General features: G+C 71.9%; 18 protein-coding genes and 1 tRNA gene. 9 read left to right on the top strand and 10 right to left on the bottom strand.

Annotated elements, in window-relative coordinates:
• Window positions 1–4 precede the first annotated feature (4 nt).
• Window positions 5–400, bottom strand: coding sequence for an FHA domain-containing protein (locus ACZ7L1_RS18580; protein WP_471438387.1), 396 nt, complete (start codon window positions 398–400; stop codon window positions 5–7).
• Window positions 401–518: 118 nt separating this feature from the next.
• On the opposite strand from ACZ7L1_RS18580, the gene ACZ7L1_RS18575 reads away from it, so the two are divergent.
• On the top strand, window positions 519–938 hold the full coding sequence (locus tag ACZ7L1_RS18575) for a DnaJ family domain-containing protein (protein ID WP_471438385.1): 420 nt from the start codon (window positions 519–521) through the stop codon (window positions 936–938).
• Between the two features lie 178 nt (window positions 939–1,116).
• Here the strand turns inward: ACZ7L1_RS18575 and ACZ7L1_RS18570 are convergent, their stop codons facing one another.
• Window positions 1,117–1,656 carry a hypothetical protein gene (locus ACZ7L1_RS18570; RefSeq protein WP_471438383.1) on the bottom strand — a complete coding sequence of 180 codons (540 nt, stop codon included), beginning with the start codon at window positions 1,654–1,656 and terminating at the stop codon, window positions 1,117–1,119.
• Window positions 1,657–1,661: 5 nt separating this feature from the next.
• Window positions 1,662–2,336 (bottom strand): hypothetical protein, encoded by a 675-nt coding sequence (locus ACZ7L1_RS18565; protein WP_471438381.1) that lies wholly within the window; start codon window positions 2,334–2,336, stop codon window positions 1,662–1,664.
• A 175-nt stretch (window positions 2,337–2,511) separates the two neighbouring features.
• Here ACZ7L1_RS18565 and ACZ7L1_RS18560 point away from each other — a divergent pair, with 175 nt between their 5' ends.
• Complete coding sequence (locus ACZ7L1_RS18560; RefSeq protein ID WP_471438379.1) at window positions 2,512–3,003, top strand: GNAT family N-acetyltransferase; 492 nt, start codon at window positions 2,512–2,514, stop codon at window positions 3,001–3,003.
• A 46-nt stretch (window positions 3,004–3,049) separates the two neighbouring features.
• On the opposite strand, the gene ACZ7L1_RS18555 is transcribed toward ACZ7L1_RS18560, so the two are convergent.
• A complete protein-coding gene (locus ACZ7L1_RS18555; RefSeq protein ID WP_471438377.1) occupies window positions 3,050–5,188 on the bottom strand; it encodes an MDR family MFS transporter in 2,139 nt (712 codons plus the stop codon).
• Window positions 5,189–5,376: 188 nt separating this feature from the next.
• Between ACZ7L1_RS18555 and ACZ7L1_RS18550 the strand changes: the two genes are divergently transcribed.
• Window positions 5,377–6,342, top strand: coding sequence for a peptidoglycan-binding domain-containing protein (locus ACZ7L1_RS18550; RefSeq protein ID WP_471438375.1), 966 nt, complete (start codon window positions 5,377–5,379; stop codon window positions 6,340–6,342).
• Between the two features lie 61 nt (window positions 6,343–6,403).
• Here the strand turns inward: ACZ7L1_RS18550 and ACZ7L1_RS18545 are convergent, their stop codons facing one another.
• Together ACZ7L1_RS18545 and ACZ7L1_RS18540 are read right to left on the bottom strand one after the other, a co-directional pair.
• Window positions 6,404–7,063: an HAD-IA family hydrolase gene (locus tag ACZ7L1_RS18545; protein ID WP_471438374.1), complete on the bottom strand. Its 660-nt coding sequence runs from the start codon at window positions 7,061–7,063 to the stop codon at window positions 6,404–6,406.
• Between the two features lie 209 nt (window positions 7,064–7,272).
• The gene (locus tag ACZ7L1_RS18540) at window positions 7,273–7,854 is read right to left on the bottom strand and encodes a TMEM165/GDT1 family protein (RefSeq protein WP_471438372.1); all 582 of its coding nucleotides are present in this window, start codon (window positions 7,852–7,854) and stop codon (window positions 7,273–7,275) included.
• A 406-nt stretch (window positions 7,855–8,260) separates the two neighbouring features.
• On the opposite strand from ACZ7L1_RS18540, the gene ACZ7L1_RS18535 reads away from it, so the two are divergent.
• From ACZ7L1_RS18535 to ACZ7L1_RS18525, 3 genes are all read left to right on the top strand, one after another.
• Entirely contained in the window at window positions 8,261–8,905 is a 645-nt protein-coding gene (locus ACZ7L1_RS18535; protein ID WP_471438370.1) for an HNH endonuclease family protein, read from the top strand.
• A 310-nt stretch (window positions 8,906–9,215) separates the two neighbouring features.
• The gene (locus ACZ7L1_RS18530; protein ID WP_471438368.1) at window positions 9,216–9,668 is read left to right on the top strand and encodes a DoxX family protein; all 453 of its coding nucleotides are present in this window, start codon (window positions 9,216–9,218) and stop codon (window positions 9,666–9,668) included.
• A gap of 298 nt (window positions 9,669–9,966) precedes the next feature.
• Window positions 9,967–10,566: a DedA family protein gene (locus ACZ7L1_RS18525; protein WP_471438366.1), complete on the top strand. Its 600-nt coding sequence runs from the start codon at window positions 9,967–9,969 to the stop codon at window positions 10,564–10,566.
• Here the strand turns inward: ACZ7L1_RS18525 and ACZ7L1_RS18520 are convergent.
• On the bottom strand, window positions 10,538–10,789 hold the full coding sequence (locus ACZ7L1_RS18520; protein ID WP_471438364.1) for a DUF2277 domain-containing protein: 252 nt from the start codon (window positions 10,787–10,789) through the stop codon (window positions 10,538–10,540). The genes ACZ7L1_RS18525 and ACZ7L1_RS18520 overlap by 29 nt on opposite strands.
• A 199-nt stretch (window positions 10,790–10,988) precedes the next feature.
• Here ACZ7L1_RS18520 and ACZ7L1_RS18515 point away from each other — a divergent pair, with 199 nt between their 5' ends.
• Complete coding sequence (locus ACZ7L1_RS18515; protein WP_471438362.1) at window positions 10,989–11,342, top strand: hypothetical protein; 354 nt, start codon at window positions 10,989–10,991, stop codon at window positions 11,340–11,342.
• Window positions 11,343–11,528: 186 nt separating this feature from the next.
• On the opposite strand, the gene ACZ7L1_RS18510 is transcribed toward ACZ7L1_RS18515, so the two are convergent.
• Window positions 11,529–12,038: a hypothetical protein gene (locus ACZ7L1_RS18510; protein ID WP_471438360.1), complete on the bottom strand. Its 510-nt coding sequence runs from the start codon at window positions 12,036–12,038 to the stop codon at window positions 11,529–11,531.
• Window positions 12,039–12,292: 254 nt separating this feature from the next.
• Window positions 12,293–12,364: transfer RNA gene (locus ACZ7L1_RS18505), tRNA-Val, on the bottom strand.
• Between the two features lie 176 nt (window positions 12,365–12,540).
• Between ACZ7L1_RS18505 and ACZ7L1_RS18500 the strand changes: the two genes are divergently transcribed.
• Both ACZ7L1_RS18500 and ACZ7L1_RS18495 read left to right on the top strand, forming a co-directional pair.
• Window positions 12,541–13,317: a DUF4097 family beta strand repeat-containing protein gene (locus ACZ7L1_RS18500; RefSeq protein ID WP_471438358.1), complete on the top strand. Its 777-nt coding sequence runs from the start codon at window positions 12,541–12,543 to the stop codon at window positions 13,315–13,317.
• Window positions 13,318–13,545: 228 nt separating this feature from the next.
• The gene (locus ACZ7L1_RS18495; protein WP_471438356.1) at window positions 13,546–14,895 is read left to right on the top strand and encodes a hypothetical protein; all 1,350 of its coding nucleotides are present in this window, start codon (window positions 13,546–13,548) and stop codon (window positions 14,893–14,895) included.
• Between the two features lie 29 nt (window positions 14,896–14,924).
• Here the strand turns inward: ACZ7L1_RS18495 and ACZ7L1_RS18490 are convergent, their stop codons facing one another.
• A complete protein-coding gene (locus tag ACZ7L1_RS18490) occupies window positions 14,925–16,079 on the bottom strand; it encodes an amidase domain-containing protein (protein ID WP_471438354.1) in 1,155 nt (384 codons plus the stop codon).
• Between the last annotated feature and the right edge of the window lie 64 nt (window positions 16,080–16,143).

Raw genomic sequence — 16,143 nt, 5'->3', positions numbered from 1 at the left:
GTCCTCAGGCCTCGTGGTAGAAGCCCACGTTGACGCTGCGCGGGGCGGTGCGGTCCTGGATGACCAGCTCACCGGAGGCGCCCTGCGGGAGCTGGGCCGCTCCGCCGTAGGGCAGGGGCTGCGCGGGGTGTCCGGCGAGGGTGAGCAGGACCTCCGAGGAGGGGTCGGGCTGGGAACCGCGCAACCAGGTGACCTGCCAGACGCCGCCGGGGCCGCACTGGAACTCCAGATGGACGCGGGAGACGAACAGCCAGTCGTCGGGGGTCGCCAGTCGGCACACGGACCTGTCCCGGCCCACCCTCAGCACGGCGCCCGGGTCGCTGGGCGCGTCGGCCATCTGCATGCCGGCCGTCGCCCCGGCGTCCGCCGCGGAGACCGAGGCCATCGTGAGTTCGAGCACGTGCGCTCCTTCGGGTGCGGCGGTTCAAGTGTGCTGCGGTCCGGCCCGATTGGCGTGCCGCGCCGGAATGATAATTCGCCCGATCGCCCCATCGGGTGACGTCGCACACAATGAACCCATGACCGAGCGCAAGCCACCCGGTGTCAGCTTCGAGTCGTTCGCCGACAAACAGATCCGCGACGCCCAGGCACGAGGCGAGTTCGCGAACCTCCCCGGTGCGGGCGAGCCGTCACCGGCCGTCAGCGACACCGCGTACGACGAGCTGTGGTGGATCAAGCGCAAGATGGCCCGCGAGGGGATCTCGGTCCTGCCGCCGACACTGGCCCTGCGCAAGGAGGCGGAGGACACGCTGGCGGCGGCCGCTCAGGCACCCTCGGAGCGGGTGGCACGGCGACTGGTCGAGCAGCTGAACGTGAAGATCCGCGACATGATGTTCAAGCCGCCGCCGGGTCCGCCGCTGGGCCTGAAGCCGTACGACGTGGAGACGGTCGTCGAGGCGTGGCGCGCACGCCATGGGGGGCGCTCGGGAGCGAGCTGAGCGCCCGGGGCCGGGCCAGGCCGGGGAAAGCAACAGGCCGGCCACAGCGGCCGTCGGGCGGACCGACCACAGCGGTCGCCGGGCCAAGCGGCCGCCGGGCCGGCGCGGTGACACAGCGAGCGGGGCCGGCCCGGAGACGTCGTCCGGGTCGGCCCCGCTCGCTGTGTCCATGGGCCACTCACATGTTCAGCAGCCGCTCCGCCGTCGCCCGGTAGTCCCGCAACGCCAGGCGTAGCTGTTCCGTGTCGGCCGTCGGGTGGGCGGTGTCGCCCGTTTCCTGCCAGGACGCCTTCAGGGTGCGGCGCCGGGACGACACGGCCTCCGCGAGGCGCGAGGCGACCTCCTGGACCACCTGGTCCGCTTCCTCCACGGCCTCCTTGGGCCGGTCGACGAACCTGCCGACCGCGTGCTGCAACCGCAGCTCGAACTTGTCGCACTCGTCCCGCGGCAGCAGCCGGGGCTCCCGGGAGGAGCCCGCCGCGGCCGGCCGGGACTCGCCGGTATCGGGCCGGAACGCCGCAGACCGGGGCTCACCCGCCTCGGACCGGTACTCGCCCGCGACCCGGGGCTCGCCTGCCTCCGGTCGGAACTCCGCGCCCGACCGGCGCTCACCCGTATCGGGCCGGAACTCCGCCGCCGACCGGGGCTCTCCGGTGTCGGGCCGACGCCCCGTCGCTTCCGGACGTTCGGCAGCGCCGCCCGGTGTCCATTCCGTCATCACCCTCAACTCCCCTTCACATGCTGCCTGTGGAACGCCCACGGCAGACGGGACTGCCCGGCGTTGCCGGCGGCGTGCCGGGGCGTCTTCTCCGTGGGGCCGGCCGACTGCCGGCGCGGGGGTGCCACCAGGTCCTCGAAGAGCGCACGCGCCTCGACCATGGCCTCGCGCATCTCCTCGGTGCCCGCGTGGCCTGAGGAGGTGCCGGTGTCCGGGGCGTGGGCGGCCCGGTGCAGCCGGCGGTAGCCGTGGACGTGGTGGGCGTGGTGCACCGACAGCGCGTCGAGCTGCTCCTCGTAGCGCGCGCCGTCCGGGAACCCCCGTACGCCCGCCAGCTCGGCGAGCAGCCGGTCCGCCTCGGCCACCGCCTCACCCGGGGAGTCGACGAAGCGCTCCTGCGCGGCCGCCCAGCGCGCCGCGTACCGTTCACGCTCGGCCGGCTCCAGCGGGTGCTCGTTCATTGCGCCGTACTTGTTCAGCCGCTCGGTCAGTTCGCGCTCCGCGGCCTTGGTGTCGCCGTCGTGACGAGCCACGGTCCGCTCGTACTCGGGTCCGAAGCGGCGCTTCAGGCTCCGACCGCCGACCGCGCCCCGGGCCCGTGGGGACACGGCGGCCGCGCCGGCGAGGGCGGCCGCCACGATCACTATCACGATCAGAGCGATGATCCAGCCTGTGGACATGGGTGCCTTCCGGGGTTGCCTTCAGGTCGTGCGGCCCGGCGGGCCGTCTCCCGCCCGGGTTGCCCGGACGGCCGCCCCCAAACGAGCCGCCCGGCCCCGTGCCGCCGAAGAGCCCGGGAGGGACGCGCGTAATTCGTTTGCGCGCTCCTCCCGGACCCTCCGGAGAATGTCCCGCATGAGCTGGACCATCGCCCCCGAACCCTTCGACTCCCTGGTCGCCACCGCGCTGTGGCGGGCGTACTACACGGAGGTCAGCGACCGCTGGTACCTGCTGCACGAGGGGCGTCGCACGGACCCTGACGAGCTGGAGCGCGAGGTCGCCGCCGACAGGGGCGACTACCTGGCGCCGCCCGGCGGGGCGCTGCTGGTGGCCCGTCACGACGGCCGCCCGGCGGGCATGGCGGGCGTACGCCTGATCGATCAGGCGACTGCCGAGCTCAAGCGGGTCTTCGTGCACCCGGACATGCGGGGCAAGGGTGGCGCCCCGCTCCTTGTGACCGCCGCCGAGGACGCGGCCCGGGCGCTGGGCGCCGAGCGGATGGTGCTCGACACCCGGGGCGACCTGGTCGAGGCCCGGGCCCTGTACGCGCGCCTGGGCTACGTCGAGACGGCGCCGTACAACGACAACCCGTACGCGGAGCACTGGTTCGGCAAGCCGCTGATCTGAGCGGCCGGGCCGGGCGGACGACGGCTGCTCGGGAGAGCAACCCGCCCTAGTGCTGTGGCCGGCCAAGCTGTCGCGGAGTCGTCGAGCCGTTGTGCGGGCGTTCCGCGTCCGAGCCGCACAGTTCCGCGTTCAGTTCCTGGACCAGCTTGATCAGGTCGGTCGGGCGGTCGGGGCCCCACCAGTCGCCGAGCAGTTCGGCCAGGGACTCCTCACGCGCCTCGGCGAGGCGGTCGGCGACCTCGCGGCCCTGTTCGGTCAGCATCAGGTCGAGCCCTTCACGCACCCCGAGGCGCCGCTCCTCCACCTGCCGTGCGGCGGCGATGATGACGGGCAGCGGGATCGAGCTGCGCTCGGCGAGCAGCGCCGGCTCGGCCCAGCCGTGCTTCTTCATCCGCAGCAGCAGCCAGCTCGTCGCGGGCAGCAGGTCGTACCCGGCCCGCCTGGTGATCTTCTCGTAGATCTGCCGGCGCCCCTCCCGGGAGCCGAGCAGGGACAGCGCGCGACTGGCCTCCTCGTACGACGAGCGTTGCACCGGATTGCTCGCCAGGGTCTCCGCCACGTCCGGTGCCGTGACCGAGCCGCGCAGCTTGTCCTCGCGCAGGAACCAGGCCAGGACGAAACCGAGGAGGGCGACCGGGGCCGCGTAGAGGAAGACGTCGATGATGGAGGAGGAGAACGCGTGCAGCACGGAGGGCCGGACGGTGGGCGGCAGGGCCGCGATGCCGCGTGGGTCGGCCTTCAGGGCGGCCGGGGTGACGCCCGGCGGGAGCGGATGCCCGGCGAGCGCGGCCACGAGTTTGTCGGCGAGGCGGCCCGCGAAGACCGTGCCGAAGACGGCCACGCCGAACGAGGCCCCGATGGAGCGGAAGAAGGTGGCGCCGGAGGTGGCGACGCCCAGGTCCTCGTAGGCGACGGCGTTCTGCACGATCAGCACCAGCACCTGCATGACGAGACCGAGGCCGAGGCCGAAGACGAAGAAGTAGCCGCTCATCTCGGCGGTGCTGCTGTTCTCGGTGAGCCGGTGCAGCAGGAGCAGGCCGATGGTGGTGACGGCGGTGCCCGCGATCGGGAACACCTTCCAGCGGCCGGTGCGGCTGACGATCTGGCCGGAGGCGGTGGAGGACAGCAGCATGCCGGCCACCATCGGCAGCATGTGCACCCCGGACAGGGTGGGGCTGATGCCGTGGACGATCTGCAGGAACGTCGGCAGGTACGTCATCGCGCCGAACATCGCGAAGCCGACGATGAAGCTGATGACGGCGGAGAGCGTGAAGGTGCGGACGCGGAAGAGTTTCAGTGGCAGGACGGGTTCGGCGGCGCGGCGTTCGACGACGAGGAACGCCACGAGCAGCACGGCGCCGAGGGCGGCCAGGCCGGCGATCTGCGGTGAGCCCCAGGCCCAGGTGGTGCCGCCGAGCGAGGCGACGAGGACCAGGCAGGTGGCGACGGAGGCGATGAGGAGGGTGCCGAGGTAGTCGATGACGTGCCGTTCGGCCTTCCGTGGGATGCGCAGGGCCGTGGCGATCACGGCGAGGGCGATCACACCGACGGGCAGGTTGACGTAGAAGACCCAGCGCCAGCTGAGGTGCTGGGTGAACAGTCCGCCGAGCAGCGGGCCGAGGACGCTGGTCGCACCGAAGACGGCACCGAAGAGGCCCTGGTAGCGGCCCCGCTCCCGGGGCGGGACGATGTCGCCGACGATGGCCATCGACAGCACGATGAGCCCGCCGCCGCCGAGGCCCTGCAGGGCGCGGAAGCCGATCAGCTCGGGCATGTTGCGCGCCATGCCGCACAGCGCGGAGCCGATCAGGAACAGCACGATCGCGGCCTGGAACAGCTTCTTGCGCCCGTACTGGTCGCCGAGCTTGCCCCACAGGGGGGTGGCCGCGGTGGAGGCGAGCAGATAGGCGGTGACCACCCAGGACAGATGCTCCAGACCGCCGAGGTCGCTGACGATGGTGGGCAGCGCGGTGGAGACGATCGTCTGGTCGAGGGCGGCCAGCAGCATGCCGAGCAGCAGTGCTCCGATGGACACGAGGACGCCGCCGTGCACGCTGTCGTCGCCGGGCGCGTGGCGTGCGGCGACGGAGCCGCCGGCGCCCGCACCGGTGGCGATGCCGGGTATGGCCGGTTCCGTGGGACCCGTGCCCGCTCCCGCCGCCCTGCCCTGGGTGTCATCGGTCATGAAGGCCTCCCGTGGAAGGTCGTACGACCTCCGTGCGCTGTCGTCCGTCGTGCACTCTCATCGTGGGCGGTGTGACCCGTTATGGCCTGTCGAGTCCTGATGGGAGGGAGGAATTCCGGGGGCTGCCGGGAGATTCCGTGAGGGAGATCTGCATAATTTCTGGAATTCGGCGGGGAGGGGGCCCACGCGTGAACGGACCGAACGGACGGACCTGTCCGGAGTGCGCGGCACCGCGACGAGGAGACGGCACACCGTCGTGCGGATGCACCCGGCGGGCGGCCGAGGCACTCCGGGAGGCGCGCACGGCGGAGGCGGCAGCGGCGGAGGACTTCGATCCGCTGCGCATCAGGCCGTATGTGGAGCTGGGGGACGAGACGGTGCGGCTGGGCGCCGTATCGGGCGAGCCGGACGCGACCGTGCGACTGGGCGCCGTATCGGGCGAGCCGGACGCGGCAGTGCGGTCGGCTGCCGCACCGGACGTGACGACGGCTCTCCCGGCCGTGCCCGACGTGGAGGACCGGGCCGCCGCCGCGCCCACGGACGCCGAGCCGCGCGCCCGGCGGCTGCGGCGCACCGCCTTGCTGGCCACCGGGGGTGCGGTGGTCGCGGTCGTGGCGGCGGCAGGCTACGCGAGCGGGCTGTTCTCCTACGACCCTCCGCAGCGGGACGGTGCGCTGCCGCAGGAGATCCGGGCGAGCGTGCCGGAGGCGTCGTCGCCGGCCGGTACGTCGTCGCCGACCGCAACGGTGTCCGTGGTGGCGCCCCCTCCGCGCAGGAACCCGTCGCCGAGCGGGAGCCCTTCGCCGTCACCGTCACCGTCGAGCCCGTCCCCCACGCCCTCCACGTCGCCGACCCCGAGCGGCACTCCGACGACCGCGCCGGCCACCGCAACGGCGTCTCCCGGCCCGCACGCGCAGCCCCACCAGAGCGCCGTGGTCCTGCGCACCGGCGACACGGGCCCGGAGGTCAGGGAGCTGCAGCTCCGCCTGCGCCAACTGGGCCTGTACCTGGGCCCCGCGAGCGGCACCTACGACGCCCAGGTGGAAAGCGCGGTCCGCAACTACCAGATCAGCCGGGGCATCACACAGGACGAGCCGGGGGTGTACGGCGCGGCAACGAGAGCACGGCTGGAATCGGAAACGACGCGGCCGTAGTGCACGGCTTCCGCCACGAGACCGGGCCCTGTCGTCGGAACTGCCGCGCGCGAGCGGACGGTCAGGCGAGGCGGAGCCGTATCGCGCCGTCCTGGGCCGTGTCCACCCGCACCCCGGTCAGGTCCCGCACCAGCACGTCGGGTCCGTGCAGGCCCGCGCGCGGGCCGACCCCCACCACCCGCATCCCCGCGGCGCGTCCCGCCGCGATGCCCGCGCCCGAGTCCTCGAAGACCACGCACTCCTCCGGGGCCACGCCCAGTTCCGCGGCGCCCTTCAGGAAGCCCTCGGGGTCGGGCTTGCTGGCACCGACCGACTCGGCGGTGATCCGCACCGGCGGCAGTTCCAGGCCCGCCGCCGCCATCCGCGCGGTCGACAGGGCCACGTCGGCCGAGGTCACGAGCGCGTGCGGCAGCCCCCGCAGCGCGTCCAGGAACTCCCGGGCCCCGGGGATCGGCACGACCCCGTCCATGTCCGAGGTCTCCTCGGCGAGCATGCGGGCGTTGTCCGCCAGGTTCTGCTCGACGGGCCGGTCGGGCAGCAGCAACGCCATCGAGGCGTGCCCCTGCCGACCGTGCACCACCTTCATCACCTCGTCGCCGTCCAGGCAGTGCCGCTCGGCCCAGCGGCGCCAGATCCGCTCCACGACGGCGTCGGAGTTGACGAGGGTGCCGTCCATGTCCAGCAGGAGGGCGCGGGCGGTGAGCACGGTCGTGGCCGTCATCGGCAGCTCCAAGACACGGCGGAGGGGCCGTACGTGCGGGCCCCACGGGGACAAGGCGGCCCCGCCCGCCGGTCAGGGGAAGCGGGCGGGAGCCACTTTGTTCCTCCACGGTACAAAACCGTCGGCGATCCCGCCAGTGCTCCGGTCAAGACGTCACCAGCCGTTCGCCGCCCGGCCACCCCCGCCGGGCTCCCCGGCCTCACCCGGCCTCACCCGGCCACGGCCTCGTACAGGGACCACGCACCGAGCGTCAGCATCACCAGCGCCGCGATCTTCGTGATCAGCCCGAGCGGCACCCGCTTCATCAGCGCCTTGCCGCCCACGATGCCGAGTCCCGCGACGGCCCAGAGCCCCAGCACCGCGCCGAGGCCCACGGACAGCGGGTCGTCGTAGCGGGCCGCGAGGTTCGCCGTCATGATCTGGGTCAGGTCGCCGAACTCCGCGACCAGGATGAGCATGAAGCCGGTCCCGGCCACCTTCCAGAAGGACTGGTCCTGCGGCTTGCGGACCTCCTCCTCGTCGTCCCCCTTCTTCAGCAGCAGCATCGCGGCACCGCCCAGGAAGAGCACACCCGTCAGCGCGTGCACGAGCCGCTGCGGCAGCAGGGTCAGCGCGCTGCCCGCCGCGACGGCGAGCACGACGTGCAGCGTGAAGGCGGCGGCGACACCGGCGAAGACGTAGGAGGCGCGGTACCGCGTGCCGAGGACGAGTCCGGCGAGAGCCGTCTTGTCCGGCAGCTCGGCCAGGAAGATGACGCCGAAGACGAGCGCCAGGACGGTGATGCTGATCAAGGTTCCTCAATCGGTCGGGGCCGCCCCACCGAGAGTGCTGTGAACGCTTCGACACCTCGGCACGGCAGCACACGGATCGCCCGTGCCGTACGGCACGGGCGTGCACTGCTTGCCGAAGGTCTCGCTGGCCGACCCTGATCGAGTCCGCCCCCGGGCGCCGGCTCAGCGGAACTGAGCAGTGTGTCGACGGTCCGGCGAAGAGCTACTCCCCTTCTGCGGCACCCATCGTACGGGACGGCACAACCCACACCAAAGGGCGCCGGTCACACGGCCGGTTCCGACCCACCCCTTGTCGTGTCATGTTCACGTCATTAGCTTCTTACCAAACACACACCTGTAGGCAACACGCCCCCGCGAGCATTCCCTCGCTCGCACCTCAACATCCCCACACGACAAGGAAGTTGCCATGCCCAGGGTCTACGCGCGTCGACGTGTCAGCATACTCGCCGCTCTTACCGGACTCATAGCCTCCGTCGGACTCTTCAACGGTCCGGCCGCCTCCGCCGCCCTCCCCACCCCGGTCAGCGCCGCCACCGCCCGCAGCTACCTCGCCTCGCTCACGGTGGCCACCGAGAACCGCACCGGCTACAGCCGCGACCTCTTCCCGACCTGGATCACCGTCAGCGGCACCTGCAACACCCGCGAGTACATCCTCAAGCGCGACGGCTCCAACGTCGTCACGGACTCCTCCTGCGCCGCCACCAGCGGCAGCTGGTACTCCCCGTACGACGGCGCGACCTGGTACGCCGCCTCCGACGTCGACATCGACCACCTGGTCCCGCTCGCCGAGGCCTGGGACTCCGGCGCGAGCAAGTGGACGACGTCCCAGCGCCAGGCCTTCGCCAACGACATCACCCGCCCGCAGCTGCTCGCGGTCACCGACAACGTCAACCAGGCCAAGGGCGACCAGGACCCGGCCACCTGGATCCCGTCCCGGTCGTCGTACGTCTGCACCTACGTCCGCGCCTGGGTGCAGGTGAAGTACTACTACGACCTCTCCGTCGACTCCGCCGAGAAGAGCGCGCTGCAGAACTACCTCGCGAGCTGCTGAGCCGCCCCGCGGGCGCCGAGCCCGGCGGGCCGACGGCGCGCCGGGAACCGCGGAGCCACCGCCCGCCCCGGCCGCGCCGCGCGGGCGGCCCGCGGTTCGCCAACCGGCCCGATCTGATGTGCCGTCAACAAAACCCCGCCTTTGGCGGGTTGAGTGACGCAATCGCGACAGCGAGCGAAGCGGATCGGCCATCGACCAGATGTTGAACTTGCAAGTACTGCTTAGGGCTGCCTAACCTGTGGGCTCACTCGGTTTCCGTCCCCCAGACCGGTCCGTTCGCGGACCGGACCAGACCGAAGGAGCCCCCCACATGACCGCACGCCTCAACCAGGCACAGCCCTACGCCCTCGGGCTGTTCCGCATCGTCGTCGGCCTGCTCTTCGCCTGCCACGGCGCCGCCTCGCTGTTCGGCGTCCTCGGCGGCGCGGCGGGCACCAAAGGCGGCACCGTCCCGACCGGGACCTGGCCCTTCTGGTACGCCGCGGTGATCCAACTGGTCGCCGGCGCCCTGACCCTGCTCGGTCTCGGAACCCGCGGTGCCGCGTTCATCGCGTCCGGCTCGATGGCGTACGCGTACTTCGACGTGCACCAGTCCAACGCCCTGTGGCCGATCCAGAACGGCGGCGAGCTGCCGGTGCTGTTCTGCTGGGCCTTCCTGCTGCTGGTCTTCACCGGCTCCGGGGCGCTCGGTCTGGACCGCCTGTTCGCCTCCCGGTCGGCGGCCGGCGAGAAGAAGCGGGCGTCGGAGCCCGTCGCGGCCTGATCGAGTCCCGTACGGACGACGGCGCCCGCTTCGGGCGCCGTTCGACATGTTCGGCATGTACGGCGACCGCTTGGGGCGCCGTTCGGCATGTAAGGCGACTGCTTCGGGCGCTGTTCGGCATGTACGGCGACTGCTTCGGGCGCGCCGTGCGCTGGTGCGGCGACCGTCTCACTGGCCCCCTCCGCACCGCCAGTCACACCCGCGGCGTACGCTGTACGGCTGTCGAAGGCCGCTCCTGCCGCTCCCCCACCACATCGCGGCACGTGGTTGCCGCTGGGGAGTCGTACGGGGAGTTCCGGTGATGGAGAGCGTGGGGTCGCTGGCCGGTGGCCCCTGGATCTACCCCGTGGTGGCCGTGTCGGTCCTGCTGGACGTCTTCCTGCCGTTGCTGCCGAGCGGCGTGCTGGTGATCACGGCGGCCACGGCGGCGGCCGCCGGCTCCGATGTCGCGCGGATACCGGACATCGTCGGGCTCACGGTGTGCGCGGCCACGGCGTCGGTCCTCGGCGACCTGGTGGCGTACGGCCTGGCCTGGCGCGGCGGTGAGCGCCTGGACCGCGCCATCGCCCGCTCCCGCCGCCTGACGCACGCGCAGGAACGCCTCGGTGCGGCACTCGCACGCGGCGGCGGTGCGCTGGTGATCGTCGCCCGGTTCGCGCCCGCGGGCCGCTCACTTGTCTCACTCGGCGCGGGCGCCGCCCACCGCCGCGCCCGCGACTTCCTGCCCTGGTCGGCTCTGGCGGGCATCACCTGGGCCGTCTACAGCGTGGCCCTCGGCTACCTGGGCGCCCAGTGGCTGGGCGCGAGCTGGCTGGCGACCGGTGTCTCGGTCGCGGCCCTGTTCGCGGCGGGAGCGGGCGCGGCCCACCTCATGCGCAGCCCGGCGTCGTCGAAATAGCCTGCCGGGGCTGTCCACCACGGACCTCGAGGCCGGCGAGCAGCTCCGCGGTAGCCGCGGCGACCGCGTCCACCGCGTGCTCGAACACCTCGCGGTTGTGGGCGGCCGGGGCACGGAACCCGGATACCTTGCGCACGAACTGGAGCGCGGCGGCGCGGATCTCCTCCTCCGTGGCCTGATCGGGCAGGGCGGGCGGGCGGAGCGTCTTGATGCTGCGGCACATGACTCCAGTGTGACCTCCTCGCCCCCGAGGCGAGGAGGGTTTCCGGGTGACGCCGCGGCTCGGCGCAGCCCGACGTCGAGGTCGGTGCCGTGGAAGGCGCCGGACCGGGCCGACCCGTGATCCACGCGACGGACGTCCGCTCGAGTGAACGTAGGGAAGAGGGTCGCACCCGAAAATCGAACAGGCGTAGCATTGGCCTGTGGCTGCGAGCTATGAGTTTCCGAGTGACCTCCTGGCCGGCCAGGAGGAGTTGCATCAGGTCCGGGCAGAGCTCCTGGCCCTGCTGAAGCGGCTGCCGTGGTCGGTGGAACCGCTGGACGGATTCAGCGACGACGCCGGCTGGCGCAAGGTGGAGCGCCCCGCCTCCCCGGGTTGGACCGAGGACGAACAGGCGGAGGTGGAAAAGCTCCGCCGGCGCGAGCGGGAACTCGCGGTGTTCGTCTCCTGCCACCGCTTCTGGGACGAGGTGGCGGCCGAGGACAGGATGGACGCGCGGACGCGTCTGAAGCACGTGCACGAGGACGAGGGGAACGACGAGCAGAAACAGAAGTGAACACGAAGACCCCGGCCGCTCCCGGCCGGGGTCTTCAGGGTTTCACGCGACGGGGCACCGCAGGCGGCGCTGTTACGCGCGGCGACCAGTCACGCGCGGCGACCAGGCGCGGAAGGGCGTCCGGGACTCAACGGCTCGGTGCGCCGGCCAGATCTGCCCTTCTGACACCTGCGCTCGGCCTCGGTGTCATCGATAGTCCTCCGGGTGGCCCTGCATCCAGGTATTGATCTTGTCGCGCGTGCCGGTGAGCAGGCTCTGGTGCTTCTTGAGGTTCTCGAAGGACCTGTCGTCGCCAAGTTCGGCCCGCAGTTTCGCGATCCATGCGAGGAGTTCCCCGAAGTGTTCAGGGCCTTGGGGGTCGGCTTTCATCGCCTCGCCGAGGCTGCTGAGCTCATCGAGCACGCGCCCCAGGAAGTACTCGCAGTTCCCCGGGGTCGTGCACCCGTCGTTGTAGGTGGCCTGAAGTCGGGCGAACACATCGCGGACCTTCTCGGTACTCGGTGCCGGGTCTGCCGTGCTCGGGGCGGACGGCTCCTGGCTCGCGGCGGCCGATGCCGTCTGGCGGACATCACGGGTGGGCGACTCCCCATCACTGGACGTCGTGCCCGGGCCGCTGGAGCAGGAGAGCAACAATGACGCCAGGACCACGACGAGCGTGGAGCCGCCGAAGGCCTGCCGTGCGCGCGTGCTGATCATGCCGCGTACGACTCCTTGACGGGCCCCCTGGTTGTACCGCCTGCCGGGACTTCGCTGCGATGGTGATCTATCGAACAGCGCACCCGGATGTCTGAGACACCGGATCAGCGGTGGACATGACCGCAACCGGTGGATGATCGGCCGCGGCAAGGGCCATGCCGTCGTCCCCGCCCACCACTGACCCCGCGCCCGGCACAGGAGAGCCCCGGAGGTGGCCTGCACAGGCACTTCCGGGGCTCTGCCAAGACATCCGGTGGGCGCGGACGGTTTCGAACCGCCGACATCCTGCTTGTAAGGCAGGCGCTCTACCCCTGAGCTACGCACCCGAGACGAGTCGACAGCCTACATTGCCGGAGGGGATGCCTCGCAAACCCGTAACCGGGGGATATCCCCACCCCCAACCCGGGAGCACGCCGGATCCTCGCGTCAGCCGTGGGTCCGTACCGTCGAAGCACTTCGGCGTTGAGGGCGTCCGGCCCTCCGGCACTCAGGGGGAAACATCATGGCTCGTACGACGGTGCTCGCGCAGCGCACCCGGGTGGCCGCCGTCGCGGGGCTCGCCGCCGTGCTCATCGGCACCGTCGCCGCCTGCGGGAACGACGCCCGCGACGACCCGCACCCGGACCACGCGGCCTTCGCGCTGCACGGCCGTACGCTCACCGTCGACTCCGACGACTCGGCGTTGGAGATCGTCTCGGCCGATGTGGACAAAGTGCAGGTCACCCGTTGGTTCCGCGGGACGGTCGTGGTGGGTGGGGATCCGCGTGTGACCTGGGCCATGAAGGGCGACCGGCTCGTGCTGCGGCTGAAGTGCTCGGGGATCGTCGCGGACTGTTCCGCGCGGCACCGGATCGAGGTGCCGCGCGGGGTCGCCGTCACGGTGGACGACGGTGACGGGAGCGTGCGGGCGGAGGGCTTCGCCACGGCACTGGACATCCGGACGCGGGACGGGTCGGTGCGGGTGAGCGATTCCAGGGGTCCGCTGGCGCTCGCCAGCGACGACGGGTCGGTGCGCGCGACAGGCGTACGGTCGCGGCGGGTGCGGGCGATGACGAACGACGGGTCGGTGAACCTGGAGTTCCGGGACGTGCCCGACCGGGTGGAGTCGAGCAGCCACGACGGGTCCGTCGCCATCGCGCTGCCGCACAGCACGTACCGTGTGACGACGCACTCCGCCGACGGCTCCGTCCATGTGTCCGTCCCGACGGAGGCGACGAGCTCCCACCTGATCGACGCCCGGACCCGTGACGGGTCGGTCAGCGTACGGGCGGCGGGCTGAGCCGGCCGTCACCGGTCCGGCACGCCGCGAACGGCCGTCACCGGTCCGGCATGCCGCGAACCGGCCGTCACCGGCACGGCACATCGCCGACCGACCGTCACGGGTAGCGCACACCGCGAACCGGCCGCCATGAGTCCGGCGCACCGCGAACCGACCGGCCCGTGTGTTCGTCCTCTACCGGTGGGAGAATGACACCGGGCAGGGCGGATCACGGTACGGGAGAGGGATGTGACGGCGACACCACGGCAGGAGTCCGACCGCGTCGCTCGGCCCGTCTCCGGAGCCCTCCTCCTTCCTCTCCTCGTCGCCCTCGTCCTCCCCGCCGCCTTCGCCTCGGGCGGTACCCGGCGGTGGTTCGGCGGGCGGGGCGAGGCTCAACGGGCCGAGGCCCAGGGGGCCAAGGACGCAGCCGCAGAAGCGTTCTACGAGCTGGACACCGCTCAGCGGGACGTGCGGATCTCCGTCGAGACCATCACCGCGGTCGACGACTCCCCTGCCGCCCGCCGTGCCCTCGCCGACTTCGAGGCGCTCGGGCGGCGGATCGACGAGGTCAGCCACCGGTACATCCAGGCCGTGGACGCACATGATCTCGACCGGGTGGATCTGCAGGCCTCCGCCGCCGCCCGGGCCCGGGCGGATCTCACCGCCGCGAAGGACGAGCTGGTCCGGGTCAAGCAGGAGCTGGATCGATTCGCCCAGGGTCTCGGGCCGCTGCTCGGCAAGGCCGAGACCCAACTGGCCCGCCTGGCCCCGGCGGTGGAGCGGGCCCGGCAGGCGCTGCTCGCCGCCAGCAACGCCCTGGACGGGGTACGGGGTTCCGGGCTGAAGGCCGACGACCTGGCCGCTCGGCTGGCCGCCCTCGGCCCGGAGCTGACCAGGCTCAACCAGGGCGCGGGGCAGCACGGGGTGCAGCAGACGCTGGAGCGCGCCGAGCGGGTCACGCGGGAGGCGGCGGCGGTCCGGGCCGAGGCCGAGCGGCTGCCGGAGAAGGCGGCCGAGATCGACCGCCGGCTGGTGTCGCTGCGCACCCGGGCCGAGGCGCTGACCACGCGGGCCGGGCAGGTCGAGCCCGTGCTGAGCGAGCTGCGGCGGAGGTTCGCGGCGGCCTGCTGGCAGGATCTCCAGCACGTGCCGGAGCAGGCCGCCGAGAACGTACGGCAGGCCGAGCTGAAACTGCGGCAGGCGCAGGGCGCGCGTGACGCACAACGCTGGGCGGACGCGACCTCGCTGCTGTCGACCGTACGGGCGCTGCTGAACACCACCGACGAGGCCGTCTCGGCCGCCGGGGAGCGCCTGCAGCGGCTCAACGCCGTGCAGAAGGATCCTGAACAGGAGATCGAGCGCACCCGGTTCGCGATCCGGGACGCGCAGCGGCTGGCGATGGCGGGCCGTACGACGCCCGATCCGCGGCACGCCCGCCCGCTCGACGACTCCGTGGCGCGGCTGGAGCGGGCGATCGCCACGCTGGGGGGCCGCCACCCGGACTACTGGCAGTTCCTGACGGAGACCGAGGCGGTGCGGCAGACGGTCGCCCAGGTCGTGGCGCGGATCCGGGGGGAGCGGGGAGCCGGTCACTGAGCCCGGCCCCCGCCCCGGAGGACCACCGGTCAGGTGCGGTAGGCGTAGTAGTAGGCGTTCGGGTACGCCGCGATGAGGCTCGCCACCGACCTGCGGAGGGTGTTGTTGGAGTGGTACGTCACGTACGGGACGCCGCCGCTCTTGTAGGTGACGATCATCGTGTGGTCCTTGGACCCGTCCCGGTCGAAGTCCATCTGGAGCACGTCGCCGACTTCGAGCTGGTAGACGTTGGCGAGCGGCTTGGTCCGCTTGGAGTTCTGGGCGAACCAGGACCACTCGTTGACGCCGACGAACGAGTCCGACTGGATGTCGGCGTTGCCGAACCACTTCGTGTAGTCGTACACGTAGCCGGGAACGTGCTTCCAGCCGCCCGCCTTCAGGGACTGACTGACGAAGTTGGTGCAGTCGCCGCCCGCGCCGTGCCCGTTGTAGTCCGGGTAGTCCTTGTTGTAGACGTTCCAGTACTTCTCGGCGTAGGCCGCCATGGCCTTGTAGTCGTAGGCGGTGCCGGTCTTCGGGACGGCGACCGGGTTGCGGGTCGTGGCCGCGCGCGGGGCGTTCGGCATCCCGCCGTCATCCGCGGTGGTGGGCGCCTTGACGGACGGCTTGGACAGCGTGTTCACCGCCATGCCCGCGTCGGTGTCGCGGATGCCGGTCAGCTGCCAGGTGCCCTGCCGGTCGGCCTTGAACGTCAGCTGGTGGTGGGCCTGGAAGCCGGTGGTCTTCGGCTCGTTGCCCTTGACCTTCTCGTACGTCAGGGTGGTGGTCTCGGTGACGTCGACGGTGGCGTGCCGGCCGTTCACCCGCGTCCGGTCCAGCGAGACCGTGGTGTCGGCCTTGCTGTACTTCTCCCCCAGCGCCGCGAGGCGGGACTTACGACCACGCAGCGTGGACAGGGCGGAGTCCTCCTGGTGCGACAGCGTGGACGACAGGCGTACGTCGCCGGAGAAGCGGGACGCCAGCGGCTTGCCCCGTCCGCTGTCGCTCTTGTCGACCAGGGCGTCCGTACGGTCGGTGAAGACCGCGTCCGCCAGCCGCTGGAAGGTGGCCGTGGTCCCCGGGTCCACCGTGGGTTCCGCGACGCTCGCCGCGTTCGCGCCCCAGTTGGGCAGCAGTGCGGCGCCGGCGACGACCGAGGCGGCGGCCGCGGTGACTATGGTCGCGCGACGCCGCTTGCGGCTCAATCTTCTTGATTTCAATGATGTTCCCCTCTACCACCGGTACTCGGATACCGGGGGCCGCATCTTC

The sequence above is a fragment of the Streptomyces sp. NPDC107546 genome, from assembly GCF_055639175.1.
Note: the sequence above shows the minus strand (reverse complement) of the source record. Positions and strands in the feature narration are given on the sequence as shown.

Coding starts and splice junctions, on each gene's coding strand:
- ACZ7L1_RS18575 (WP_471438385.1), top strand. CDS start 519: ATGACCGAGCGCAAGCCACCCGGTGTCAGCTTCGAGTCGTTCGCCGAC.
- ACZ7L1_RS18570 (WP_471438383.1), bottom strand. CDS start 1,656: ATGACGGAATGGACACCGGGCGGCGCTGCCGAACGTCCGGAAGCGACG.
- ACZ7L1_RS18565 (WP_471438381.1), bottom strand. CDS start 2,336: ATGTCCACAGGCTGGATCATCGCTCTGATCGTGATAGTGATCGTGGCG.
- ACZ7L1_RS18560 (WP_471438379.1), top strand. CDS start 2,512: ATGAGCTGGACCATCGCCCCCGAACCCTTCGACTCCCTGGTCGCCACC.
- ACZ7L1_RS18555 (WP_471438377.1), bottom strand. CDS start 5,188: ATGACCGATGACACCCAGGGCAGGGCGGCGGGAGCGGGCACGGGTCCC.
- ACZ7L1_RS18545 (WP_471438374.1), bottom strand. CDS start 7,063: ATGACGGCCACGACCGTGCTCACCGCCCGCGCCCTCCTGCTGGACATG.
- ACZ7L1_RS18535 (WP_471438370.1), top strand. CDS start 8,261: ATGCCCAGGGTCTACGCGCGTCGACGTGTCAGCATACTCGCCGCTCTT.
- ACZ7L1_RS18530 (WP_471438368.1), top strand. CDS start 9,216: ATGACCGCACGCCTCAACCAGGCACAGCCCTACGCCCTCGGGCTGTTC.
- ACZ7L1_RS18520 (WP_471438364.1), bottom strand. CDS start 10,789: ATGTGCCGCAGCATCAAGACGCTCCGCCCGCCCGCCCTGCCCGATCAG.
- ACZ7L1_RS18510 (WP_471438360.1), bottom strand. CDS start 12,038: ATGATCAGCACGCGCGCACGGCAGGCCTTCGGCGGCTCCACGCTCGTC.
- ACZ7L1_RS18500 (WP_471438358.1), top strand. CDS start 12,541: ATGGCTCGTACGACGGTGCTCGCGCAGCGCACCCGGGTGGCCGCCGTC.